The organism is Bacillus sp. IS1, from assembly GCF_032461585.1.
In the GTDB taxonomy this organism is placed as follows: domain Bacteria; phylum Bacillota; class Bacilli; order Bacillales; family Bacillaceae; genus Bacillus; species Bacillus velezensis.
The window spans coordinates 1-22,186 of record NZ_JAWCWR010000014.1; the positions used below are offsets into that span (position 1 = coordinate 1).

At 39.5% G+C, this 22,186-nt stretch carries 19 protein-coding genes; 16 read left to right on the forward strand and 3 right to left on the reverse strand.

The window, feature by feature from the left end; all coding sequences use genetic code 11:
• The first annotated feature begins 712 nt into the window (after positions 1-712).
• The 3 genes from RUW00_RS22480 (at position 713) to RUW00_RS22490 (ending at position 1,509) form a co-directional block, all read left to right on the forward strand.
• The gene (locus tag RUW00_RS22480) at positions 713-1,000 is read left to right on the forward strand and encodes a hypothetical protein (RefSeq protein WP_315956807.1); all 288 of its coding nucleotides are present in this window, start codon (positions 713-715) and stop codon (positions 998-1,000) included.
• Positions 1,001-1,129: 129 nt separating this feature from the next.
• Positions 1,130-1,354: a hypothetical protein gene (locus tag RUW00_RS22485; protein WP_315956808.1), complete on the forward strand. Its 225-nt coding sequence runs from the start codon at positions 1,130-1,132 to the stop codon at positions 1,352-1,354.
• Positions 1,355-1,356: 2 nt separating this feature from the next.
• Entirely contained in the window at positions 1,357-1,509 is a 153-nt protein-coding gene (locus tag RUW00_RS22490) for a hypothetical protein (protein ID WP_315956809.1), read from the forward strand.
• A gap of 87 nt (positions 1,510-1,596) precedes the next feature.
• Here RUW00_RS22490 and RUW00_RS22495 read toward each other — a convergent pair whose 3' ends face one another.
• The 3 genes from RUW00_RS22495 to RUW00_RS22505 all read right to left on the reverse strand — a co-directional run bounded on the left by RUW00_RS22495 (position 1,597) and on the right by RUW00_RS22505 (position 4,195).
• Positions 1,597-2,319, reverse strand: coding sequence for a SprT-like domain-containing protein (locus RUW00_RS22495; RefSeq protein WP_315956810.1), 723 nt, complete (start codon positions 2,317-2,319; stop codon positions 1,597-1,599).
• Positions 2,320-2,526: 207 nt separating this feature from the next.
• A complete protein-coding gene (locus RUW00_RS22500; RefSeq protein ID WP_315956811.1) occupies positions 2,527-2,916 on the reverse strand; it encodes a hypothetical protein in 390 nt (129 codons plus the stop codon).
• A 4-nt stretch (positions 2,917-2,920) separates the two neighbouring features.
• A complete protein-coding gene (locus RUW00_RS22505; RefSeq protein WP_315956812.1) occupies positions 2,921-4,195 on the reverse strand; it encodes a ParM/StbA family protein in 1,275 nt (424 codons plus the stop codon).
• Between the two features lie 761 nt (positions 4,196-4,956).
• On the opposite strand from RUW00_RS22505, the gene RUW00_RS22510 reads away from it, so the two are divergent.
• The 13 genes from RUW00_RS22510 to RUW00_RS22570 all read left to right on the forward strand — a co-directional run bounded on the left by RUW00_RS22510 (position 4,957) and on the right by RUW00_RS22570 (position 21,915).
• A complete protein-coding gene (locus RUW00_RS22510) occupies positions 4,957-7,095 on the forward strand; it encodes a primase C-terminal domain-containing protein (RefSeq protein WP_315956813.1) in 2,139 nt (712 codons plus the stop codon).
• A 615-nt stretch (positions 7,096-7,710) separates the two neighbouring features.
• Complete coding sequence (locus RUW00_RS22515; protein WP_315956814.1) at positions 7,711-10,539, forward strand: hypothetical protein; 2,829 nt, start codon at positions 7,711-7,713, stop codon at positions 10,537-10,539.
• Positions 10,540-10,559: 20 nt separating this feature from the next.
• Positions 10,560-11,462, forward strand: a complete 903-nt coding sequence (locus tag RUW00_RS22520) for a replication-relaxation family protein (protein ID WP_121984774.1) — start codon at positions 10,560-10,562, stop codon at positions 11,460-11,462.
• A gap of 241 nt (positions 11,463-11,703) precedes the next feature.
• Positions 11,704-12,888: a conjugal transfer protein gene (locus RUW00_RS22525; protein WP_263908445.1), complete on the forward strand. Its 1,185-nt coding sequence runs from the start codon at positions 11,704-11,706 to the stop codon at positions 12,886-12,888.
• A gap of 32 nt (positions 12,889-12,920) precedes the next feature.
• Positions 12,921-13,214 carry a hypothetical protein gene (locus tag RUW00_RS22530; protein WP_121984777.1) on the forward strand — a complete coding sequence of 98 codons (294 nt, stop codon included), beginning with the start codon at positions 12,921-12,923 and terminating at the stop codon, positions 13,212-13,214.
• A gap of 20 nt (positions 13,215-13,234) precedes the next feature.
• Entirely contained in the window at positions 13,235-13,681 is a 447-nt protein-coding gene (locus RUW00_RS22535) for a PrgI family protein (protein WP_162988651.1), read from the forward strand.
• Positions 13,665-16,211 (forward strand): ATP-binding protein, encoded by a 2,547-nt coding sequence (locus RUW00_RS22540; RefSeq protein WP_121984779.1) that lies wholly within the window; start codon positions 13,665-13,667, stop codon positions 16,209-16,211. Before RUW00_RS22535 ends, RUW00_RS22540 begins: the two co-directional genes overlap by 17 nt.
• A gap of 41 nt (positions 16,212-16,252) precedes the next feature.
• Complete coding sequence (locus RUW00_RS22545; RefSeq protein ID WP_121984780.1) at positions 16,253-16,783, forward strand: hypothetical protein; 531 nt, start codon at positions 16,253-16,255, stop codon at positions 16,781-16,783.
• A 14-nt stretch (positions 16,784-16,797) separates the two neighbouring features.
• Entirely contained in the window at positions 16,798-19,035 is a 2,238-nt protein-coding gene (locus tag RUW00_RS22550) for a CD3337/EF1877 family mobilome membrane protein (protein ID WP_315956815.1), read from the forward strand.
• A 5-nt stretch (positions 19,036-19,040) separates the two neighbouring features.
• Positions 19,041-19,640, forward strand: coding sequence for a hypothetical protein (locus RUW00_RS22555; protein ID WP_315956816.1), 600 nt, complete (start codon positions 19,041-19,043; stop codon positions 19,638-19,640).
• Complete coding sequence (locus tag RUW00_RS22560; protein ID WP_315956818.1) at positions 19,615-20,760, forward strand: C40 family peptidase; 1,146 nt, start codon at positions 19,615-19,617, stop codon at positions 20,758-20,760. The genes RUW00_RS22555 and RUW00_RS22560 overlap by 26 nt, the downstream gene beginning before the upstream one ends.
• 12 nt (positions 20,761-20,772) lie before the next feature.
• Positions 20,773-21,270 carry a hypothetical protein gene (locus RUW00_RS22565; protein WP_121984784.1) on the forward strand — a complete coding sequence of 166 codons (498 nt, stop codon included), beginning with the start codon at positions 20,773-20,775 and terminating at the stop codon, positions 21,268-21,270.
• A gap of 519 nt (positions 21,271-21,789) precedes the next feature.
• Entirely contained in the window at positions 21,790-21,915 is a 126-nt protein-coding gene (locus RUW00_RS22570) for a hypothetical protein (protein WP_315956817.1), read from the forward strand.
• The last annotated feature ends 271 nt before the right edge of the window (positions 21,916-22,186 follow it).

Sequence of the window (22,186 nt, forward strand, 5' to 3'; positions counted from 1 at the left end):
CCTGGCTGCTGAAGGAGATCCGCGGCCGCCGGTCCCGATACGGCGCCAGCAGGAGAGCATCTGAAGGCGAAAATGCCCCGCGTTTACAGGGCGATCAGGAATGCACCGGCAGCGCCGCGCCATGCTCTGCGTCTCATCGAAGCTGCGGAGGAAACCGGATTCGGGAGCCGGCCAGGTGCCGGCTTTTTTGTGTCCAGAGCAGGAAACGGGCCGCCCTGGCTGCTGAAGGAGATCCGCGGCCGCCGGTCCCGATATGGCGCCTGCAGGAGAGCATCTGAAGGCGAAAATGCCCCGCGTTTACAGGGCGATCAGGAATGCACCGGCAGCGCCGCGCCATGCTCCGCGTCTCATCGAAGCTGCGGAGGAAACCGGATTCGGGAGCCGGCCAGGCGCCGGCTTTTTTGTGGCCAGGTCAGGCAACGGATCGCCCTGGCTGTTGAAGGAGATCCGCGGCCGCCGGTCCCGATATGGCGCCTGCAGGAGAGCATAGAAGGCGAAAACGCCCCGCGTTTACGAAGCGATCGGGAGTGTACCGGCAGCGCCGCGCCGTGAAATCTCCGCGTCTCATCGAAGCTGCGGGCAACCGGATTCGGGAACCGCCCAGGCGCCGGCTTTTTGTGTTCTGACCAGGGCGGAATGCCCTGGCTGCTGAAGGAGATCCGCAGCCGCCGGTCCCGATACGGCGCCAGCAGGAGAGCATCTGAAGGCGAAAATGCCCCGCGTTTACAGGGCGATCAGGAATGCACCGGCAGCGCCGCGCCATGCTCCGCGTCTCATCGAAGCTGCGGAGGAAACCGGATTCGGGAGCCGGCCAGGTGCCGGCTTTTTTGTGTCCAGAGCAGGAAACGGGCCGCCCTGGCTGCTGAAGGAGATCCGCGGCCGCCGGTCCCGATATGGCGCCTGCAGGAGAGCATCTGAAGGCGAAAATGCCCCGCGTTTACGGGGCGATCGGGAAAGCACCGGCAGCGCGCCGCGCCGTGAAATCTCTGCGGCTCATTGAAGCTGCGAGGGCAGCCGGATTCCGGAGCCGGCCAGGTGCCGGCTTTTTGTGTCCAGGTCAGGCAACGGGCCGCCCTGGCTGCTGAAGGAAATTTGCGGCCGTCGGTTCCGATGCGGCGCTTTCAGGAGAGTGTCTGAAGGCAAAACGCCTCGCGTTTACGGGGCGATCGGGAGAGCATCAGCAGGGCGCCGCGTCGTGAAATCTCCGCGGCTTATTGAAGCTGTGAGGCAGCCGGATTCCGGAGCCGGCCAGGTGCCGGCTTTTTGTGTCCAGGTCAGGCAACGGGCCGCCCTAGCAGCTGAAGGAGATCCGCGGCCGTCGGTTCCGATACGGCGCCAGCAGGAGAACGTCTGAAGGTGAAAACGCCCCGCGTTTACGGGGCGATCGGGAAAGCACCGGCAGCGCCGCGTCGCGAAATCTCTGCGGCTCATCGAAGCTGCGGGGGCAACCGGATTCCGGAGCCGACCAGGCGCCGGCAGGATGGATTAGCCGTCAATTGCACAAAATAAATATAGACCAGCTGAAAAAGAGCATATTTAAACCCAATATGCTCTAGTGCTGAACGGAATATAAGTCATTTATAAAGGAGGGGTGTATTACCGTTTAACTAAGGTTTCATTACAGTCTCCACATATAATATTGACATTTTCCTTATATGAAATAACTCTTACTTCGCAATTGGGGCACAACCATTTATGAGATTTAGATTTTGTTCTTAAAAGAGCCGGTTGCTGCTCTGATGATTCGCAGATTTGAGCAGCTTGTTCAGGAGTTTTTCCGTCTGCTAATAACTGAAAATACATATAGCCGCGTTTTGATATAGAAAAGATTTTCTGGTTGATATCCATTTTTGATATACGCTCTTTCAAAGCCGGACCTATACGAGCGAAGGTCCAGCCCATTCTTGGATGCGGTTTATTTTCTGAATATTCAAACCCTAATTCAAGTACCTTATCTCTAAATATTTTGTTGTGATATTCGCCTTTTCGGCTAGTGTCTTTAATGCCTTTTACTTTGTGGTATAAGTGGACCATCTCATGAAGCAAAGTGTCCATGGTTTCAAAGAAATCTAAGTCGAGAAATTCAGCAGCCAAATTCAATTCATACATTTGGTGTTTTCCATCTTTTGTTCCCCAGTTAGGTACAGTAGAACACCATCCCATTGCATTCCTGTTATTCTTATTTGTTTGGATTGTAATAGCTGGAACAGGGAGTATTCCATCAAAAAAATGATTGTTGAATATATCAAAGGCTTTATGTAGTTCAGACGTGACATCTTCAATTGTTATTTGCTGATCTGTTGGCGATACTTCGTTCATAAAGAAAACTCCCCCTTTGTATTTCTTTTGAGACCAAGGTCTCAAAAAAATAATAACATAAAATCATATTTAATGTGATGGAATAAAATAGTGTGTTGCTGAGGGCGATTGTAGTGCAATTATCGTTTCCTTTTGTGTATATTCAGTTTAGAGTGGCTTAATTTCTTCGTATAAAAAGCCTCTATGAAAGAGGCTTTTTCGCAAAGATTAAAAATCATTAGGATCTACTGCATTATCATAATCCAGTTCTGGTACGTCATCATCATCAATATTAAGATTAGATACGGTTTTCTTCGGTGCTTCCGTTTCTTGTGTTTCAGCCGGTGTTTCTTCAGTCTGCGATCCGATATTGGAATTATAATTTAATCCTGGTAAATCTCCATGCAGTAAGCGTTCTGTATCTAGCGTGATTTTTTTTCTGATTTCATAAGACGTAATATCAGCTTCAGAACCGAACCGATCAATGGAGGCCCTTATCAAAACAGTCAAAGATTCAGCGATATTGGATTGACTCTCTAACCACTCATTTACAGGCTCTCGATCCTCTTCTTTTATTCGATACAGATAACTTTTCCGCGGCTCTTTATCTTTTCCCATAGGATCATACCTCTAATTTTTTAGTTTCTTCTTTAGTTTCTGTTTTGAATTTCTTCTTTGTTTTTAAGAAGATACGCTTATTCATTATGTTAAGACCAAGAACATTCATATCCGCTGCATGTTTTTCGGGAATCCATAGTATTTGTGCTTTCACTTCGTCAGCAAATTCCTTCAATTCCTTATGAAGCTCGTCTTTAAAGGTAACACTACCACCACCATAAACAGCAAATATTTCAGCTTGTGAAGATGTGTATCTGATATATCTCTCTTGAATGTCCTCATGGATTAGCGTTGCTTGTGAAATTATTGCTTCATCCATACAATTTCTTGCCTCAATATAATATTTATCCGTCTTATTACGTAGTGTTTCCGCAAGTTGTTGTCTATTTAATTCTACATTTCCATTAAATTGGTCTTTTAACAGTTCAGAGGCTTCTTCGAGTGCATGCCCTACACCTCTCCTTGCCCCAGTACATGCATCTGAAATAGGTTTCATGCCTTCAGTATAAATATACTCACTTGTTCCATCGCCAATATCAGCATGGAGAATCTTTTTTTTCGCGAAGAAATTCCCATCTATTTTCTTTCCATTTTCTTTTTGGTATATCTCATTGAATTCTTCAAAATATTCATTAGGGCCTTCCAATATAGCATATAACGATGGAACCCCTTCTCTTGTTACTTTTACAAATTTGAAGGAGATTTGCACTGTTACTTGTTTATCACCAATATAAAGCACTACAGTGTGGACACCTTTTTTGAAACGTCCTTCAAGTATCCCCGCTTTTTCAACTGAGTATTCGGAAGCCGGTATCGCAGTAGATAGATCGCAATGGACATGTAAAGCACTTGGAATTACTGAATTTGCATCGTAATGATCCTTGGTTGCTTTAGCAGCAATATATGTTAGCAAGTTAATGATGGGGAGATCCTCTTTATACTTTTTGCCAAGATTTATATTCATGTTTTGAAGAGTTCCACCTGTTGACGTTAATGCCCTCTTTCCGACCATGAAAGAGCCGGCTCTTTTTATAGAAGGACTAGAAACGTTTGCGAACAATTGATCAAAAATATTGGCCATAAGCTTTTTTTCATTTGTTTCTGTAATTTCCGGTTGTTTAATGATTCTTCTCATAACAGATGGTTCTCGGAGAATAGACTTTTCATCTCGATCAAAAATCATCTTCAATTTGGAGTTGCCCAAGTCTGCGGCTATCTCTAGTTCTACGTTCGGCAAACTTACAATATTATTATCTTTTTCCGTAATTAGGTTATTCATTGAAAAATGCAACCACCTTTCGACCAATTTTAAATTTTGTTTAGGAAATTTTTCAACTTTTTTCGACTTTTTTTATTGATTGAAATGATATCTAAATGATATCAACTTAATAAAATCTTAAAACAACTTGTTTAAAAATGCAAGAGTTAATGGTAAGAATGATATCAAAAATGATATCTAAATGATATCAAATTTAAAAATGTATTTGGGAAGCTCTTTTTATTTGATAAAATGATATCAAAATGATATCATGATGATAAACACATTGATATCATTTTAATCAATGTGTTTATCTAGTATGAAATTCACTGGTCGGTTCTAGGGTAGACGTAGGAAAAAAAATCTTGTATAGTCATTATTAACATATCGAAATTATCTGAGATTAAGAGACATAAACAAACAAAAAAATAGGATTATGATTAAATCTGAATATTCTGAAAATAAAATAAGCAAGAAAAAAGATCAGTGCTACCAACACTGACCTTTCGGATTCAAGCTCCCAAGGCGTCCAAACCAACGAGCTTGAAGATACATATTGATTTATAGGTATTACTCATGTACCTATAATATCAGTATGCAGGAAAAGTTGCAAGATATTTAGACTTCAAAATATCTGCAAATTTTTTCGCGCATTTCGAGAAATCGTCATGTGCGTATGCCTATCTGTATCTTCAAAATTGTTGGCTAAATATGAGCCGTTGGTGAGCGAATCCGCTTACTAACGGCTCTTTTTGTTTGCCGGAAAAATGGAGGTATAGATCATGGGCACTTCCCTGTTAGCTGATTATACGTTGAACATGTACAAAGATGATATGAAACAATATAAAGCTGCCGAAAAAAGGGCCAAGCTGTTGTCAATCCCAACGCCTGTAGAAGCGATCTTTAGAGGGCAAATGACAGAGAAGCCAAAAGGTAAGGCTCGATCTCGTAAAAATGACTATCAAAATAAATTCTCAAAGGATTATGGCTTTGCTTTTCTTGTGCCGGAGGGGAATTTCTCTCAAGAGTTTGGTGTTCGTACATATGAAACTTTGAAAAAACACTTAAACAAGAGCAATATAACGCACATTACATATAACACATTTTATAGGAATGACCGGAAAACGCGGCAAAACCTCCGGTGGTTGAATGCTATGTGTGTTGAAATTGATGTAAAAGGTCAAGAGAATACTGATAATGCCGGTCTTTTACTTCCGGACGTTCTCGACCGTGTTTCCGTTGCTGGATTGCCGTATCCAACAACAATTCTACAAAGTCCAAGTGGTGGTTTTCACTTGCTATGGGTCTATAAAACTCCTTTTAGAGCAACCAGGAAGGCTGTAAAAGTTTATGGCCGTATTCAAAGATGCATTGCTGAAGCTATAGGAGGCGATTTGGATGCAATCGGTGCGGAGCACTACTTTAGAGCGCCTAATCCGGATAATGTTGTGTATGAGGGTCATAGCGTGCATTCTAGCAGTCTTACAGATTGGTATGCCCTTGAATGTGAACGCAAATTCGCGGAGAGAGGGGAACAATTTAAAGGAGCAGTCAATTTTTCTACATACAATGGCGCTTTAATGCAGTCAAAAGCCTTTAGAGACGTACAAAATGGCGGTTTTGATGACATGAGAGATCGGGTGTCATTTAGTTTGGCATGTGCTTATAAAATCGCAGGTATGACGCAGAGAGAGGCACGTGTACGCCTTTTAAGCTGGAATGAAAACAATAAGAAGAAAATGAGCCAAAGAGAGCTATTAGGTAAGGTTAAATCTGTTTATCGCTCTGAGAATCGTTATGTAAGCTATAGTTTCATCAGAAAGGCAGCTGAATACCTCACAGGTGAAGCATACCCAGAGAAGATATATTGGAACAGCCGCTTTGCAAAACCCCGCTCTGAACGAGTTAGAAGCCATTTTAGTGAACATGAGCAAGACATTGTTGATTATTTAAAGGAAAACGAGGCGCTTATCGGCTCACAAAGGTCAATTGCTGCCACGCTAAAAAAACCATTCAGTACATTCTGCAAAGTCCTTAAAAACATGATTTTAAAGGGCTTATTGATGGTGGAAACAAAAAAAGGGCGTGGAGGTTTCACACTCATTACGTTAGCTTCAGATGACAGTTCGCCTACAAAAACACCTGCCGATGATTTAAGAAGCTCTGAGAGCCATTTAAACGCTTCTGAGCAGACTACAAAACAATTTAATACGATCAGATCTAAAAAGGCTGCTGAATCCTTCTGTGGCCAAATAAATGTCCTACTCTCTAATAACAGTGGGAAGGGCGTGGGTGGGCAGGCTCTTGTTGGTACTGTGCCTACAGCTACATTATCCTCTAGTCTGGATGGTACCAGGTACGTTTCACCTACGATTTCCTCTCCTGGCCGCGCTCCTGTTCCTGGTAATGTTCCAGGACGATTTAGCAGCGCTTTATTTAACCGCGGTTTTACCGATGGCCGTTTCATTTTTGCCGCCTGGGGCCGCGTTCAACTAGCATTCAAGCAGTTTAATATTGCTTTTTCGTCTATCGCTGTTGTCCAGGACTATATGAATCTGGTGATTGAGGCTATTTCTTTAACTGTTGGCGAGAAGGGTTCCCCCACTGTAGGAGGATATTCTGGTCAAGACTCATTCCTAAAGTATCTTTTTGGAACTGTGAAAGGTCTGTTGTCTAATTACCGTGCTTCGGAGATTACTGAATTTGTATTGGATATCGGCAAGGTGAGCGAGATCAAATTGCTCTGTTTGAGACAAAAATATCTCGATGAGTTACGTGAAAATGACTGTCACGACATAGAGAAAATAAAGGAATTTCTGGAAGAAATTGAACTAGAGATAAGTGCGAGAGTGCGAAAAAAATCGAGTGGGAAGTTAGGATTGTTTAAGCGTTTTTCTTCTCATTTTAAACATGATTTTTGATTAAAACGGCCAAAATCCCACAAGAGAATTTTGGCCAACTACACAACCTGATCGCCCTGATAAAACGATCAAAATATATAATACAACACTTGAAGATTAATGTGAGTTTTATACTATGTTTTTGCGAAGGATATAAGAAGGTCATGGTAAGAAAGTACCCTTTTTAATAGAATACCATAAACATAGGATAAAAATAGGCTTGAGACGTTGATACAAAAGTGTTTTGGGTGTAACATGTAGTTACAGCTATTTTTAAAGATTCTCTTCCTGCAGAGTACATATTAAAACCCTTTTTAATATGTACAGCTGCTGGAAGTGAAAAAAGAACTTCTGCAATTCGGATTTTAATCAATATATGAGCAGGACGGCCGGGCAATCAAACCCCTACCTCCTTCTTTTTGAAATCCACTGAATTGTATGCTGATCTTTACTCCATATAGAGCTGCAAACACCAAGACCTAACTACCCAAAATCAAGACAGCAACATCAAGACTTACACCTATCCAGTCTTAAATCGGGACATCAAGACAGAGCTATTTTATATGGATCTGATCTTTGATAATTGAATATCTCTCTTTTGCTTTTGTTTCTTCTGATGTAAGGAGGCAATGTTTTTTGATGCCTAATCAGCAGAAAAGACAAAGGAATATATTGGATGATGTTTTGGACCATTTTTTAGATCACCCTTTACGATTAATCTCTGTAGTAATTTTGATTGGGATTTTCTTTGGATATTGGAAGTGGGATGTTTTATTAACATCGCTTTCAATTTCAGAGGATGTTTTACATTACTGGTTGAAGACAATCCAACGTTTTGTTTTTTACTTTTTGATTCTTGCCGCGGTACTTATGGTTTTGAGGAAAATTTTCTATGTGTTAAGGATTCAAAAAAGTTATGAATATGTTCATATACTCCCGCATGCTGATGATGGAGTCTCCGCAGAAGACTTATCAAATTTAATGAGACGTATTCACGGTTCGAAACGAAAAATTCTTGAGCGGTTATTTTTAGGTCGTGAGTGGTACTCATTTGTTATTTATCGCAGTTCTCCAGAAGAGGGTGCGGGATACAACTTTTATCTTGGTGCTGAGAGTTCGCAATTAGAGACTTTGAAAGCAAACTTTAAAAGTGTTTATGGTAGAATGCAATTTTTTGACGTAGAGGATTTGCCAATACCGAGTAAAAAAGCGGTAGGAGGAAGATTGAAACTACGGAATAACTCTTTGAAGAAATCTCTCCCATTAAGGCGGTATCGTTCTGATCAGCTATCTGGAATTCTGTCTACAATGGAAAATGAGACTTGGGTACAAGTCGCTTTTAGCCCGAATGACGGATGGCGTTTAAGAAAAGGCATTCTAAAATTAGAAGAGGAAATCAAAGGGGATCGTAAGGCAAGTGATCAAAGCAGTTTTGAAAAAGAAGAACTAAATAGTTTAAAACATCGTTTCTCAGGTAATGAGGTTGCTTTTGATTGCACTGTTTCTATGGCAACAGAACATTATCCAGGAGTTCGAATCATCAAAAATGTTGGAAACACTATAAGTTCTATTGCTAATGACACGAACGAATTACGTTATAAAAAGCTAAAACGATCAGTACAATGGTTTCCTACAAATAAGCCGTATCGTATGGTGTGGACAGGCAGCGAGTTGGCTAACCTCATTCATATGCCGAATTTTAAAAGTGATCATATGAAGAGTTTGTCGAAACTTATTGCGCATGCGGGGAAAGGAACTGAACTTCTCCCTGCTAATGTGTTAAGCAGTCCTGAAGGAATTACGTTTGGTTATCAATACCATCCTTTTGTGAAAAATCGAGAGGTGAAGGTTTCGCCGGATGTATTGGGGAAACATTGGCTTTTAACTGGTTTAAACGGATCTGGGAAGTCAACATTAATTAATGCTGTTTTGAAAAGTTTTATTGATGGATTTATTGCTAACGGGAAGGGGCCAGGTTTTTCTTTTGTTGATCCGGCCATAGAAACTGCTCTTGTTTTACTTAACCAAATTTGCAAAGCGGAGCTGGATGGAAAAGAAATTGATTGGAGTAAGGTGCATTGGGTTTCATTCAAAAATACTGATTATCCTCCTGCAATGAATCTGCTTCATCGCATGGAAGGAGAATCAGCTGAGTTTGTCACTGATATTGTTATGCGGATCATTAGAGAAAACTTTTCTGTTGCTCCTCAAGCTGAAAGGCTGCTTCGAAATTGTATAAAAACCCTTGTGATTGATCCAGATGAAACACATACCATCTTAGGTGTGAAACAGCTGATTAATGACGAGGTGTTCCGGATGCGTGTTGTATCTAGGCTTTCGAAAGTTCCAGAAGCATATGATTTAGTTGATTTTTGGAATTTTGAAGCCCCTGACTTAATTGAGTTAAGTCGGATTCCTCTTTTTAATCGTTTGGATATTTTCACTTCAAATGACCTATTTAGACGGATGTTTGGTCAAAAAGAGTTTGCTTTTCCAGTCCGTAAGTGGATGGATGAAGGACATTTTATTTTCTTTGATTTTAGTGGTATGGGGGAGCAAGAAATCAGCTTAATTGGAAGTAATTTAACATATCTATTCTATCGGGTAGCAGAACAAAGACCTGGACGACCTTTGTTGCATCAATTAACTGTTGATGAAGCAGCAAAGGTTAAAGCTTCAATATTTCCTTATATTGTGCGAGAAATGAGGAAGAAAGGACTTTCAGCCGGAATTGCAACCCAATCTATTAAAGACCTTCCCGATGATTTGCAAAAAGCAATGACAAATGTTCAAGGTAATTTCTTTGTTTGTCGACAAGGACAAGATGATGCAAAGGTAACTACACCGTTTTTCAGGGCAAAAGAGTCCAATCAACCTATCTACTCAGAAAGTTTTTTACAATCACTTCCCGATCGAGTTGCTGTAGTTCGCACTCAAGATAACATAGATGGTGTCGATCAAACAGTGACCTGCTTAGTGGAAGTACCTCCTTTGGATCGTTATTTACCTGATGGAACGGTTGCTAACTATAGAAGAGAGGATGAGGTTGCCGCAGCCAATGCGTGGACATTAGAAAAGGCAAAGGAGCTTTCTTCACAAAATGGTTTCCATTACTCGGAAATTGATTTGATTATAAAAGCTTATCTGAAGGGTGAAGAGTATGTTCCGCAAAAAAGAAAAGAAAGTCCGCGGAAATTGAAGGCTCCTATTACTAAACAACCAGAAACCCCTTTGCATCTTATGAGAACAAAAAAAATTCATGAGGAACAGATGGAAACTGAGGCAGAAACGATTCCTCTTACACTTCAAAAGAAGGAAGATACTAAACAATTAAATAATCAGAAAGAGCATAAGACAGAAGAGAGAAGACCCAAAATCGAAGGTGAAACAGAGAATCAAAATTTCTCTACTGGATCAATATTACAAAGGATGAAGGCAAAAGCCGATGATCAAAAGGAGGAATAAAGAAGAAAAGGTGATTTGAGTTGGACATTATTACTACACAACCTGATACAATCCCTGAAAAAAAGAAAAAGGGGAAAAAAATGAAGCAAAAAAGATATGCCGTTTTATCGGAAAGTGACAAAAACTTGCTTCTGTCCCTTCATCAATTCATATATATGGACACTGATTTTATACATCAATATATCATGACAGACTACCCTACAAAAAAAACCCTAACTCAAAGGTTATTAAGGTTAAAAGATGTGGGATATTTAGTAAGTTTCACCGTCCCGATTGATGGGATGTCCAGGCCGGCTAACATCTACACTCTTACTGATTTTGGTTTGCAAAATGTTGAGCAATTGCAAGGTGTTGTTAAATGGAATCCGAGGTGGTCCCAAAGGGTGCCACCTTGGTATCAACATCAATTAATGCTGAACCGAATTGTTATGAAATACACTAAACAAGCTGAACAAATTGGATTAGAAGTTAAAGAGTGGATACCAGAGGCTAGAGCAACCTGGCAATATACAAATGATAAAACGGATGTAATAAAGCCTGATGGAATATTGGTTTTTGGCGGGAAAGGGTCTAATGATAACATTGGGCTTTTTATGGAGCTGGAACGTAGTGTTGCAAAAAGGCAAAATACAATAAAAAAAGTGATCCGATATAATGATTTTTTGAATAGAGACAAGAAGATTTTAAAAGACTATGATATGCATGTGGGGTTTGAAGCTCCTATTTCAGACTGGAGAGTCCTGTTTATTGGTGGGAATGAACCTAATACTAGGAAAACAATAAATGATATTTTGAGTATTCATAACATGGACATTAAAGCCCCAATATTAGTCGCAAGTAAAGCAGATGTTGAACGGCATGCATTTGATCCGATATATCATCACATTTTGAGTGATGATCCAATGATAAAAAAAGAATTATAGGGAGGTCTCAGTGTATATGTTTCGCGGAATTTTTAAAGCGCTCATATATATTGCAGGAATTTGTTTTGTGGGAAGTTTCATTCTCACTCAATTTCCAGGGACCAGAGATGTTTGGGAGACTGTCAAAGTACAGGGCTCCCATTTTTATTCTCAATTGGTCGCAAAATATGGCTTGCTTGGAGCTTTAATTATAATCGCTTGCGCAATATTTATATTTTCAGGAAAGAAGAGGTGAAGTAATTTGAATAAATGGGGCAAAAAGAAAAGCTCTTCTTCAGAAAAACCAAAAAAGGACAAAAAAAGTTTCAAAAATCTAGTGAGTGAATGGAAAACGAAAAAAGCTGAAAAAAAAATTTATGATCCGGCTGCCTTAAAAAAAGACCAAAAAGAAAAAGCATACCAAGTAAAAAGGGCACGAAGGGTAGCTCTAAAGCCGTCCACTTTTCAGCGCGCAATGAATATAGGTTTGGTTTTATTACTTGTGATTGTGCTCTTAGGGTCTTTTAATGCATTTCGGCATAATGGAGTCATTCACAGTATGGAAGAAAAAGTAGATGCTGCAACTGCTGAAGAAAATAAAGTGAAAGATGATTATGCTGAAAGACCTGGTATTACTTATTTCGTTCAGAATTTTCTTAATGATTACTTTGATATCCAACCAGGAGAAGACAATCAGAAAAAACGTCAAGACAGATTGAAAAAATATTTAGCTAATGGTTTGGACCCGGATGGAGGGATAGATTATACCTCCGTGCAAGGAGAACAAACTTTAACAGGAAGTAGGATCATGGAAGTGAAAGGGATTACTAAAACAACGGCTGACGTTTATGTAGACGCAGATATTAAGTCTGTAATTAAAACAGAACGAATTGAAAAAGTAAAGGAGAAAAAGAAAGATAAAAAAGGAAAGAAAAAAGAAGTAGAGGTCGAGAAAAAGGTAACTGATACAGATGAAAAATCAGGAAAACTATATTATGTGATACGTGTTCACGCAGATGATACTGGATATACAGTAATTGATCTGCCGCAACCGTATGTTCCAAAGGAATCTGAGAAGAAAACGGTTGATAACTATTATGCTGATCTTACAGAAGATAAAGCTGCTACGAATAATGTAAGAACATTTTTAGAATCGTTTTTTAACTCTTATGTCAATAAAGATAGAGCAGATGATATGAAATTTTTCTTTAAAAATTCCAATGATGCGCAGTCACTAGAGGGCTCTTATGAGTTTGTGAGAATCGAAGATTTGAAAGTATATCCTGGAGAAAAGAAAAAACAATATATTGTCCGTAGCGATGTAAAATTAAAACAATCTGTTTCAGGTATTCAAAGTCTTTATGGATATGAATTTATTTTAAATCATGAGGGGGCGGATAAATATGAAATTGTAGAGATGAGAAACCTATCTGCCAAAGTTGAATAAAAGAAAATCTTAATATATTAGGAGGAATTTATATGCTTTCAGTATTTTTTGATTATGTTCAAAACTCAGGTCATTTAGATTTTATATTGGGCGCTGTTAATATTGATGGAATTCAAAGTAAGGGGGATAGCAATGTACAAGGGACTATTCAAACCATTTACGGATGGGTAGCGCTTGCAATTCTAGTTATGTTGCTTGCCTTTAAAAAATTTAGAGCTGCATTCGGTGCTTTGGTAGTGTTAGCTATACTATCGGTTTTTGTTTACGGTGTTAGCAATATTAAGAGCTTAGGGGAGTCCATTCTTCGATTCTTGGGTCTAATGTAATGTGGGAGGTGTCTATCACCATGATAAGAGGAAGATGTACCACAGCTGTGTTCAAAATTCCAAATGTGATTCGTGGGCTAGCAGGATCGAGTGACGGAGGGATATCTCTTCCGTTCTCTGCCACGACTACGCAGGCAATTTTAGCGTTTGTCTTTCTATTAATGGGTATTCCAGCGTATTTAATTTCTAATTGGCTTTTTCCGTTTGTTCCAGCGATTGCCCGTTTCTTGATATTAATTATTATTGTCCCACTTGCATTAGGCTATAAATTGGGAATGCAACAGAGGGAAAGCATGAGCATGATTCGTTACTGGATCATCAAATGGAAAACCAAATATGAGCCTAATGAAATGATAAGATTTGAAGAGGTTGAACAAGATAAAGAAATTCGATTCGAACAAAAAATCAGAATGAAGCGACATTTCAAATATCCGAAAGAGGTGAAAAATATTGAAATACGAGAGTGATATTCTAGCCGTGTGCGAAAACGTCATTTATACAAAAGATAAGAGGCAACAATTATGGGTAGAATTCAAAGGATTTCATACCAGCTTTGATTCTGAAGCTCAATTGATAGGACGTTTCAACCAATTGAAACGTCTTTTTAAAGAAATGAAAAGAGAGCTTCATTGCCTTGTGGTTCCCGTCCGTCAATCTTTAAACGATGTTTATGAAAGATACACACGGGAGTTTCGAGGGAATTTAAAATCAGTTGGAATTGAGCATACAAAAGCTATTTTTGACTACTTGCAGGACAGTGACGAATTAGGTTCAGAAGAAAATAAAATGAAATTTTATGTAGGCATAGAGCTCGGCCAAGATACCATGAATGATCAAAATGTAGAAGATATGAGTTATAGTGAGATATTTGCAAATATTAAAGAGTATCTGTCAAATATAACTGATCGGTTAAGGGGGCAACACTCAGTTTATTTAGGACAGGAACTTTTAGAAAAAACAAGAAGGAGTGCTAGGAAAGTACAGAGCATTTTAGATAGCTTTGAAATGTCATATAAAAAGCTTTCTACAGAGGAAATGTCTGAACTGTTGCCTTGGATTTTTAATATAGGTATTAGACATCTGCCTGATAATAAAGGGTGGGCGGAGAAGTATACACCGGTTTATGGAAAAGGTGGCGAAGTAGTTGCACGTGTTCAAACAGAAGAAGAAGTTATGAAATTGCAAATGACCGGTATTGAAAATTCCAAAGATCGTCTCCACCTTGTACTTAATCAAACGGATGCTTACGGAAATAATCAAAAAACCTATATTTCTTTTCTGCATATGACAACAATGGACGATATTGTATATTTTCCTGAAACGAGATGGCTTGAACCATTAAGACATTTAGAGTTTAGTGTTGGTGTTAGTCTGAAAATGAGCTATCAAAATGTTGATAAAAGGATCAGTAAGTTGCGTTTGAAAAAATCGAATTTGGAGGACCAGGCTAATCATTTAGCTCAATTTGGAGAAGATGCTGGTTCTAATGTATATGATGGAATTGCAACAGCGAATCAGACTATTGCAGAGGAAGAAAAGCAGAGAGAAGGCAGCTTTTTAATGAGCGCTATCTTTGTGGTAAGCGCAAGCAGTAGAGAACAACTAGATGTTAATGTGACAAGCTTAATAGAAGAATATAGCTCAGTAGGCGGGATAAAGCTTCAAAATACATTTGGTTTACAGTTGAGAAGTCTTATGGAGTGCCTTCCTGGATCACGTAGGTACGTTACGGAATTTATACAGGATGTGGATGTTAACGCTGTTACATCAAGCTTTTTTGGGAATCGTCAAGAATTAGGTGATGATTACGGAAGTTACATCGGTAGGACTGCCAGCGGCACTTCTGTGTTTATGCGGCCTGGTCGAGCAGCATCAGCACAAACATCAACCCAATCTTTAGTTAGGGTTCTATCAGGTAAGACTGGTGCTGGAAAATCAATGGCTGGGAACTCTTTAATTTATGAAGGTGCATTGTACGGAACAAAAGTGTTGCTCATAGATCCGAAGAGTGAAAGGAAAGACATTTTGCACTGGGATGAAAAATTGACTGAGCTTGGTACGGAGTTAAATTTTATTTCATTTACAACAAAAGATGAAGATGCCGGGAAGCTTGACCCGTGGCTTATTTTTGAAAACCGACAGGATGCTTCAGATGTTGCTAGGGAAATTATTAACTATTTATTAAACATCAGTATTAGAAAAGATGTTAAGAAAAGTACGTTGGTAGCCAAGGCATGCACACGAGTTTCACAAAGAAAACAGCCTGCCATTCGATTTGTTAAAACAGAGCTTAGAGAAGCAGTGAAAAGTGATCCAGAGTTGACTGAGGATGATAGAGAAATTGCAAAAGACTTGGCCAATATTTTGGAACAGTTTGAATCTATTTCACTGGCTCGGCTCTTCTTTGCAGAAAGGACCAATTCAGAAAATCACTTGGATGCTACGAAACAGTTCAACATTTTACAAGTAGCAGATCTTGCACTTCCACCTAAAGACTTGCCAGAGGAAGAATACTCAGAACAAAATATTATTTCAGTTGCTGTTTTGTTTGGGCTTTCAAGTTATATGATTAAGTTTTTGCGCATGTTCCCAAATGATTTAACAGAAATCGTTATAGAAGAAGCCTGGAATTTCTTCAATAATGCAGCAGGAACACGTTTGATTGATAAAATATTTAGAGAAGGACGCAGTTTGTTATCTCCCGTCACATTGATGACACAAAACATTAAAGATATACCGAAAGAACTTAGGGGACAAATTGGTGCTGCTTATTGCTTCAGGGCTGATAATAAAGATGAAATAAAAGCTATCCAAGAATTTTTGCAACTTGATGATTCTGCGGGCATTGAACAATTGCTCCCATCACTCCCTTCCGGTTGGTGTCTCCATCGCGATTTAGACAATAGGGTTGGATTAATGCAATTCAGAGTATTGCAGGATCATCTATATAATGCGTTTGACACATCAAAAGACCTTAGCGAAATGGTGAACGCTTAAAGGGGAGAATATCTCTCCCTCTATTAGAAAGGAGATACAACATGAAAAGGATTATTACTTCTGTAATGTTGCTAGGGGTTCTTCTATTGTCTGGATGCGGAAAAGAAAAATGTGAAGATACAGAATCGTGTAAAAGGGCTTTAGAATACGTCACATATGATAATCAAAATGCTTATGACAAGATGTATTCAATGGAGATAGGGGGCAACGGTGGTAAAACATCAAGTAGCTTAGAGGACGCAAAGAGTAAGCTCCCAGATGACTATGAAAACGTGAAAGAAAAATCTGTTGAAAAGTATGCTGCTATCGAATATGAAATTAAGCCAGGCAGTGAATATATTTATAAGTTTGTGTTTTTTGATTTGAGAAGCAATGAAAAAAAAGTTACTTCTGTGAAGATGGAAAAAGTTAAGAATCAATATTTAGCAAAACAAATTTTTGGATCTATAAAAGCTGGAAGTATAGAAAAAGAGAATGGAGAGCTAATCACTCCTAAATATTATTTCTCCGACAGTTTGACTGAGAAGGAGAAAGACGAATTAAAACCGACACCTGTCAAAAAAGATGAATAAGGGAGAAGGTATAAATGAGAAAAAAGAGGCGGCTTCTTATCCGCTGCGGTTTATTAATGTTCTGTATACTGATGCTTATTCCTTGTTCTGCTGCATCAGCTAAACCTAATGTTATGGATGATTTATCACCAGAATCGGACTTGCCAGATACTTCTGCGCCGGTAGTTAAATATAATGAGTATCCGATCGAAAATTATGATTTAGATATCTATGCTGAGGATGAGGATGAGGGAGGAATTTTAGATGCTATTAAGTCATTAAACCCCTTTAATATCAAGGATGAAGTAATAGAGAGTATTCTGGCGTTTCAACAAACAATTCTTTCGGGTCTTTGGTATGGATATACTGTAGTCGTGAACTCAGGATTATATTTTATAGAGCAAGCTTTTACTTTTGATCTGATAGGTTCTATGATTGGCTACATCGCTGACCTTATTGCAGAGATTGGCGGTCCATATGGGATTGGCCAATTTATGGGTTTTATGCTCATTTTGACTTCAGCTTGGCTAGTGTATACAACTGCAAAAAAACAATTTAGACATGCTATTGGAGGACTTCTAATTGCTGCGTTATTATCAGGTTTTTTCACCTTGTATGTTCAGAATAGTGAATCAGTTCTGGGTTTTATGAATGATAAACGATTGGCAGTATCAAACGCTGTTTTAAGTTCATCAACATACTCATTAGATAGCCAAGATTCTGGTGGACGAGTTAAAGGTGAAGATACACCAAGATACACCGACGCTGCATCATCACGTTATGGTTTGTCGAGAATTCGAAATTTACTTCATGATTTATTGATTGTTAAGCCTTATATGTTGATGGAATTTGGATCGACTAATTTAGCAATTGTTGGGGGGGCAAAAAGTAAAAGTGACTTTACACAGAAGGATATAGAGGCTGGTAAAGAAAAGTTGCGAACGCTTTTAAAAACTAAACCAGAAAGTGACGAACGGAAGAAATTTATTAAAGAAAATTTGGATGATACTATGTTTTCAGCTGAGTATACCAATCAAAGAACTGTATTATCATTCCTCATTTGGGTTCCAGCCGTATTAATTTTGGCTTTTGCTGGACTAGTGTCTTTTCTAGTTCAAATATACAGTGCTGCCTTCTTAATACAAGCTTCAATAGGTGTTTTCATTATAATGGCTGCGATTATGCCTACTTTTCGATCGTTTGCAAGTCAATGGGTGCTTAAATTGTTAAATTTTCTTGCAATGTCAGTAGCATTTACTTTTTCACTCATATTGATGTTCAGCCTTGTAAATATAGTGTATAAGGTAGCAGAGGATAAAAACTGGAATTACTTATCTATTGTTACGGGAGTGGCTATAGTTGTTATTACAATGATTGTGCTTTCATCTAAACTTTGGGGATATCAAATTGTTAAGCAGAACTTAGAAAAAGCACGAGAATTTACACAAAAGATGGTTCAAAATTCAAAAGAACAACAAATGGTGAAAGATCGTATTCAAGAATCTGGTGGTGGAGGTGGATTGTATTCCTCTGGAAGAACTACATCATCAGGAAGTCCGAATAGACTGCAAAAAAATATTGATAGGTTGAATAAATCAGATAAAGCCCCAATAAAAGCTTCAGAGGGGACAGATAGCAATAAAGCTGCTGCTAATCTAAACAAGAAAGCTGATAATAAAGCAGCTGATAAACTTTTAAAAAATGTTAATAGTAAGAAGAATAAACAAGATAATCGTATTAAAAAACAACCAAGTCATAAGGATTTGGAACAACTGTCAGCAGGTAAACTATCTGATCAGAATGGTAAAGGCCAAAACAGAGATGAAAAACAGTCTGGTAACAAGAATCAGCATTTAATCAATCAAATGCAGAAAAGACAGGCTGATGGGGAACGAATTAAGCAGCAACCAGGACAGGGGGAGAATGAAAATACCGCTGTGCAAAAGAGACCTCAAGGAGAAGAAGCTTTACAAAGAATCCGCAGGCAAGAAGCACAAGAAAAACGGCGAATCCATAAACAACCGCAAACTCCTGAAAACTTAAAACCAGAAAGTGAACGTAGGCAAACAGGAGAATATCAAACCGTAGCACGAGAGAAAGCTAAAATGAAAGCGATGGAGCAAAGAACGCGTGAAAACAATTCTGCTGATAATATTGTTCAGCTGCCTAAAAGAGACGAGACAGCTAATTCTAATGAAACTAATCAACAAAATCCTCATTCAAGAGAGTTAGACCAAATAAGAAAAAGGATGAATGAAAATAAAGGAGAGTGAGGCGGGTGAGTGTTCGTCATAAAAAGTTGGTTACTCTTGCTGTCGGTGTCGCTCTGTTTTTAGTATCTGGACTGGCTATTTTCTTTAGCTCAAATGAATCTGTGTCCAAAGATGATGGCGCATCAGCCAAGCAGAATAACATTAATAAGCCCGCTGAAGATGATTTATCCTCAGAAGGAGCTATGAGTCTTGAAGAGGATAAATCATCCTTAGATCAAGCTGAAAGACTTTCTGAAGAGGAAAAAAAAGAAACGAAAAAAACAGCTGAAGAATTTGTGAAACGGTATGCTGCTTTTAATGCTGAAAATCCTATTGATAACATAGAAAATGCAAAAGATTATATGACCGAAGAGCTTTATAATGCTTTGAAAAAACATCCAACTAGAGGGACGTTGACCCATTATAAAGTTAAACCCGAAAAAATATATATTACTGACGTTTCTAATGATAATAAAGATCTTGTCCGATGGAACGTAGTTATGCAAGGGCAGGTTTTTGATAAAGAGGGTAAATCAAAGTCAGAAGAAGATTGGTACCTTGTTACAATAAAGGATGTTTCAGGAGAAAAAAAGGTGAGTGATGTTAGTGTCAACCTTCCAAGTTAAGGCTCTAAACACTCTATATAATTATAAAAAAAAGAAAATCAAGATCTACATTGGTTTAGGGATCAGCGCAGCTATATTAGTAATTTCGGGAATTGTTATGGCGGTCATTTTGGTAATGGGTGCTTTTGGAGTTTTAACAAATCAAAAAGAATTAGTTCCCACCAGTGATTATTCTGATATCAATATATCAGAAATTGGTGAGAATCAAATACCAGCAGAATATATCCCACTATATAAAAAGGCAGCTGAAAAATATAAGTTACCTTGGACATTACTTGCTTCTATCCATAGAATTGAAACAAGATTTTCATCAATTAAAAAGATGGAATCAAATGTGGGGGCTCAAGGCCCTGTTCAGTTTATGCCATGTACTTGGGTAGGATGGGGACATCCTTCTTGTAGTGGACTTGGGAAAGGTAATATTCCAAAAAGTCAAATGTCTGATTTGAAAACGATTAAAAAATATGGTGGTTATGGAGTCGATGCAAATGGTGATGGCAAGGCTGATATATGGGACTTAGAAGATTCTATTTATTCCGCGGCAAACTATCTTGCTGCTAGTGGGGCAGCAAAGGGTGACTTTCAAAAAGCCATTTTTGCTTACAATAATGCTGACTGGTATGTCCAAGAAGTAATTCAATATATGGATTTGTATGGATCTGGGAAAGCTGAAGAAGTTAGTTTTGGCAATATGAATCCTGGAAAAGATAAAGGTCCTGAAGCAGCTGAAAAGGCCATTAAAGCAGGATTAGAGCTTGTTGGGAAAAGCCCTTACAATTGGGGTGGAGGAAGAAATCAATTTGATATCAACAGAAGGTCGTTTGATTGTTCTTCTTTTGTCCATTGGATGTATGCTCAAGGCGGCGTTAATCTTGGTGATGTTTCATCAGTTGTTACTGATTCACTTGTGAAATTTGGGAAAAAAGTTGACGCTAAAGACATGAAACGCGGTGATCTTGTCTTTTTTGATACTTATAAGACTAATGGCCACGTGGGTATTTACTTGGGGGATGGGAAGTTTTTAAATGATAATAGTTCACATGGTGTCCAGGTAGATAAGATGAACAATACCTATTGGCGTGCTCATTTTAGCGGTGTTGTACGGCGTGTGGTGAACTAGGAAGGAGAAGATGTGAATATTAAGTTATTTTTAAATGATGTGAAAACTCTATCTAAAGATTTTTTAAATAAGCATTGGATCACGATACTAGCAGTAGTGACCTTGATCTTTTCATGCTACATGTATCTCTATACTTTCAGTGCAATGTTACTGCCTTTTATGTTTGTGCCAATGTGGTATATTTCTGCAATTGCATTTAGTAATCATAAAATGCATAAATCAATTAATGGCTTATTTCGAAAGGATAAAACGAAAAAATTCACTATTTTAAGAGTTTATACGAACGATCAAAATTTTGTTGAACGAATGACAGATGCCGATTATTTAGCAACACAATCTATAGATTCCGAAAAAGGTATGGTGAATATATCAAAAGATATTCCATCTCAGATACCATATTATGTTGATGAAGAATTTCGTTATTGCTACCATATATTGATTGATGATAATAATAATATGTACATTGCAGGACAATACGAAAACCAAGAGGTTGATCAAATTGACGACTAAATTAATTATAATGGTTGTATGCTTAATATTGGTTCCTTCTTGCTGGTATAGTGCTGATCGGAGATTTAGAATTTTGAGCGTGGTAGCTGGAATTGTTGTGCTTTACTGTTTTGGCAGTTTACTTGATAGTTTTTTCCATAATCTTTTTTCACCTTTAAATGATAGTAGAGACAGAGCCGGCTGAAAGGAACCGGCTCTTTTTTGTGTCCGGGCAGGCAACGGGGCGCCCTGGTAGCTGAAGGAGATCTGCGGCCGTCGGTTCCGATGCGACGCCGGCAGGAGAACGTCTGAAGGAGAAAACCCCCGCGTTTACGGGGCGATCGGGAAAGCACTGGCAGCGCCGCGCCGTGAAATCTCCGCGGCTCATCGAAGCTGCGGGGGCAGCCGGATTCGGGAGCCGGCCGGGTGCCGGCTTTTTTGTGTCCAGGCAGGCAACGGGCCGCCCTGGCTGCAGCTGAAGGAGAAATTTGAGGCCGTTGGTCCGGATCGGCGCTGGTAGAGCAGCGTCTGAAGGAGAAAATGCCTCGCGTTTACGGAGCGATCAGGGCTGCATCAGCAGCGCGCCGCGCAGTGAAATCTCCGCGGCTCATTGAAGCTGCGGGGCAACCGGATTCCGGAGCCGGCCAGGCGCTGGCTTTTTTGTAGGCAGGGCAGGCAACGGGCCGCCCTGGCTGCAGCTGAAGGAGATCCGCGGCTGTCGGTTCCGATGTGGCGCCGGCAGGAGAGCATCTAAGGCGAGAACGCCCCGCGTTTACGAAGCGATCGGGAATGTACCGGCAGCGCCGCGCCGTGAAATCTCCGCGGCTCATTGAAGCTGCGGGGCAACCGGATTCCGGAGCCGGCCAGGCGCTGGCTTTTTTGTAGGCAGGGCAGGCAACGGGCCGCCCTGGCTGCAGCTGAAGGAGATCCGCGGCTG

Excerpts from the sequence above, each read along its gene's own strand:
- RUW00_RS22480 (WP_315956807.1), top strand. The coding sequence starts at position 713 with ATGCCCCGCGTTTACAGGGCGATCAGGAATGCACCGGCAGCGCCGCGC.
- RUW00_RS22495 (WP_315956810.1), bottom strand. The coding sequence starts at position 2,319 with ATGAACGAAGTATCGCCAACAGATCAGCAAATAACAATTGAAGATGTC.
- RUW00_RS22500 (WP_315956811.1), bottom strand. The coding sequence starts at position 2,916 with ATGGGAAAAGATAAAGAGCCGCGGAAAAGTTATCTGTATCGAATAAAA.
- RUW00_RS22505 (WP_315956812.1), bottom strand. The coding sequence starts at position 4,195 with ATGAATAACCTAATTACGGAAAAAGATAATAATATTGTAAGTTTGCCG.
- RUW00_RS22510 (WP_315956813.1), top strand. The coding sequence starts at position 4,957 with ATGGGCACTTCCCTGTTAGCTGATTATACGTTGAACATGTACAAAGAT.
- RUW00_RS22530 (WP_121984777.1), top strand. The coding sequence starts at position 12,921 with ATGCTTTCAGTATTTTTTGATTATGTTCAAAACTCAGGTCATTTAGAT.
- RUW00_RS22535 (WP_162988651.1), top strand. The coding sequence starts at position 13,235 with ATGATAAGAGGAAGATGTACCACAGCTGTGTTCAAAATTCCAAATGTG.
- RUW00_RS22545 (WP_121984780.1), top strand. The coding sequence starts at position 16,253 with ATGAAAAGGATTATTACTTCTGTAATGTTGCTAGGGGTTCTTCTATTG.
- RUW00_RS22550 (WP_315956815.1), top strand. The coding sequence starts at position 16,798 with ATGAGAAAAAAGAGGCGGCTTCTTATCCGCTGCGGTTTATTAATGTTC.
- RUW00_RS22560 (WP_315956818.1), top strand. The coding sequence starts at position 19,615 with ATGTTAGTGTCAACCTTCCAAGTTAAGGCTCTAAACACTCTATATAAT.
- RUW00_RS22570 (WP_315956817.1), top strand. The coding sequence starts at position 21,790 with ATGCCTCGCGTTTACGGAGCGATCAGGGCTGCATCAGCAGCGCGCCGC.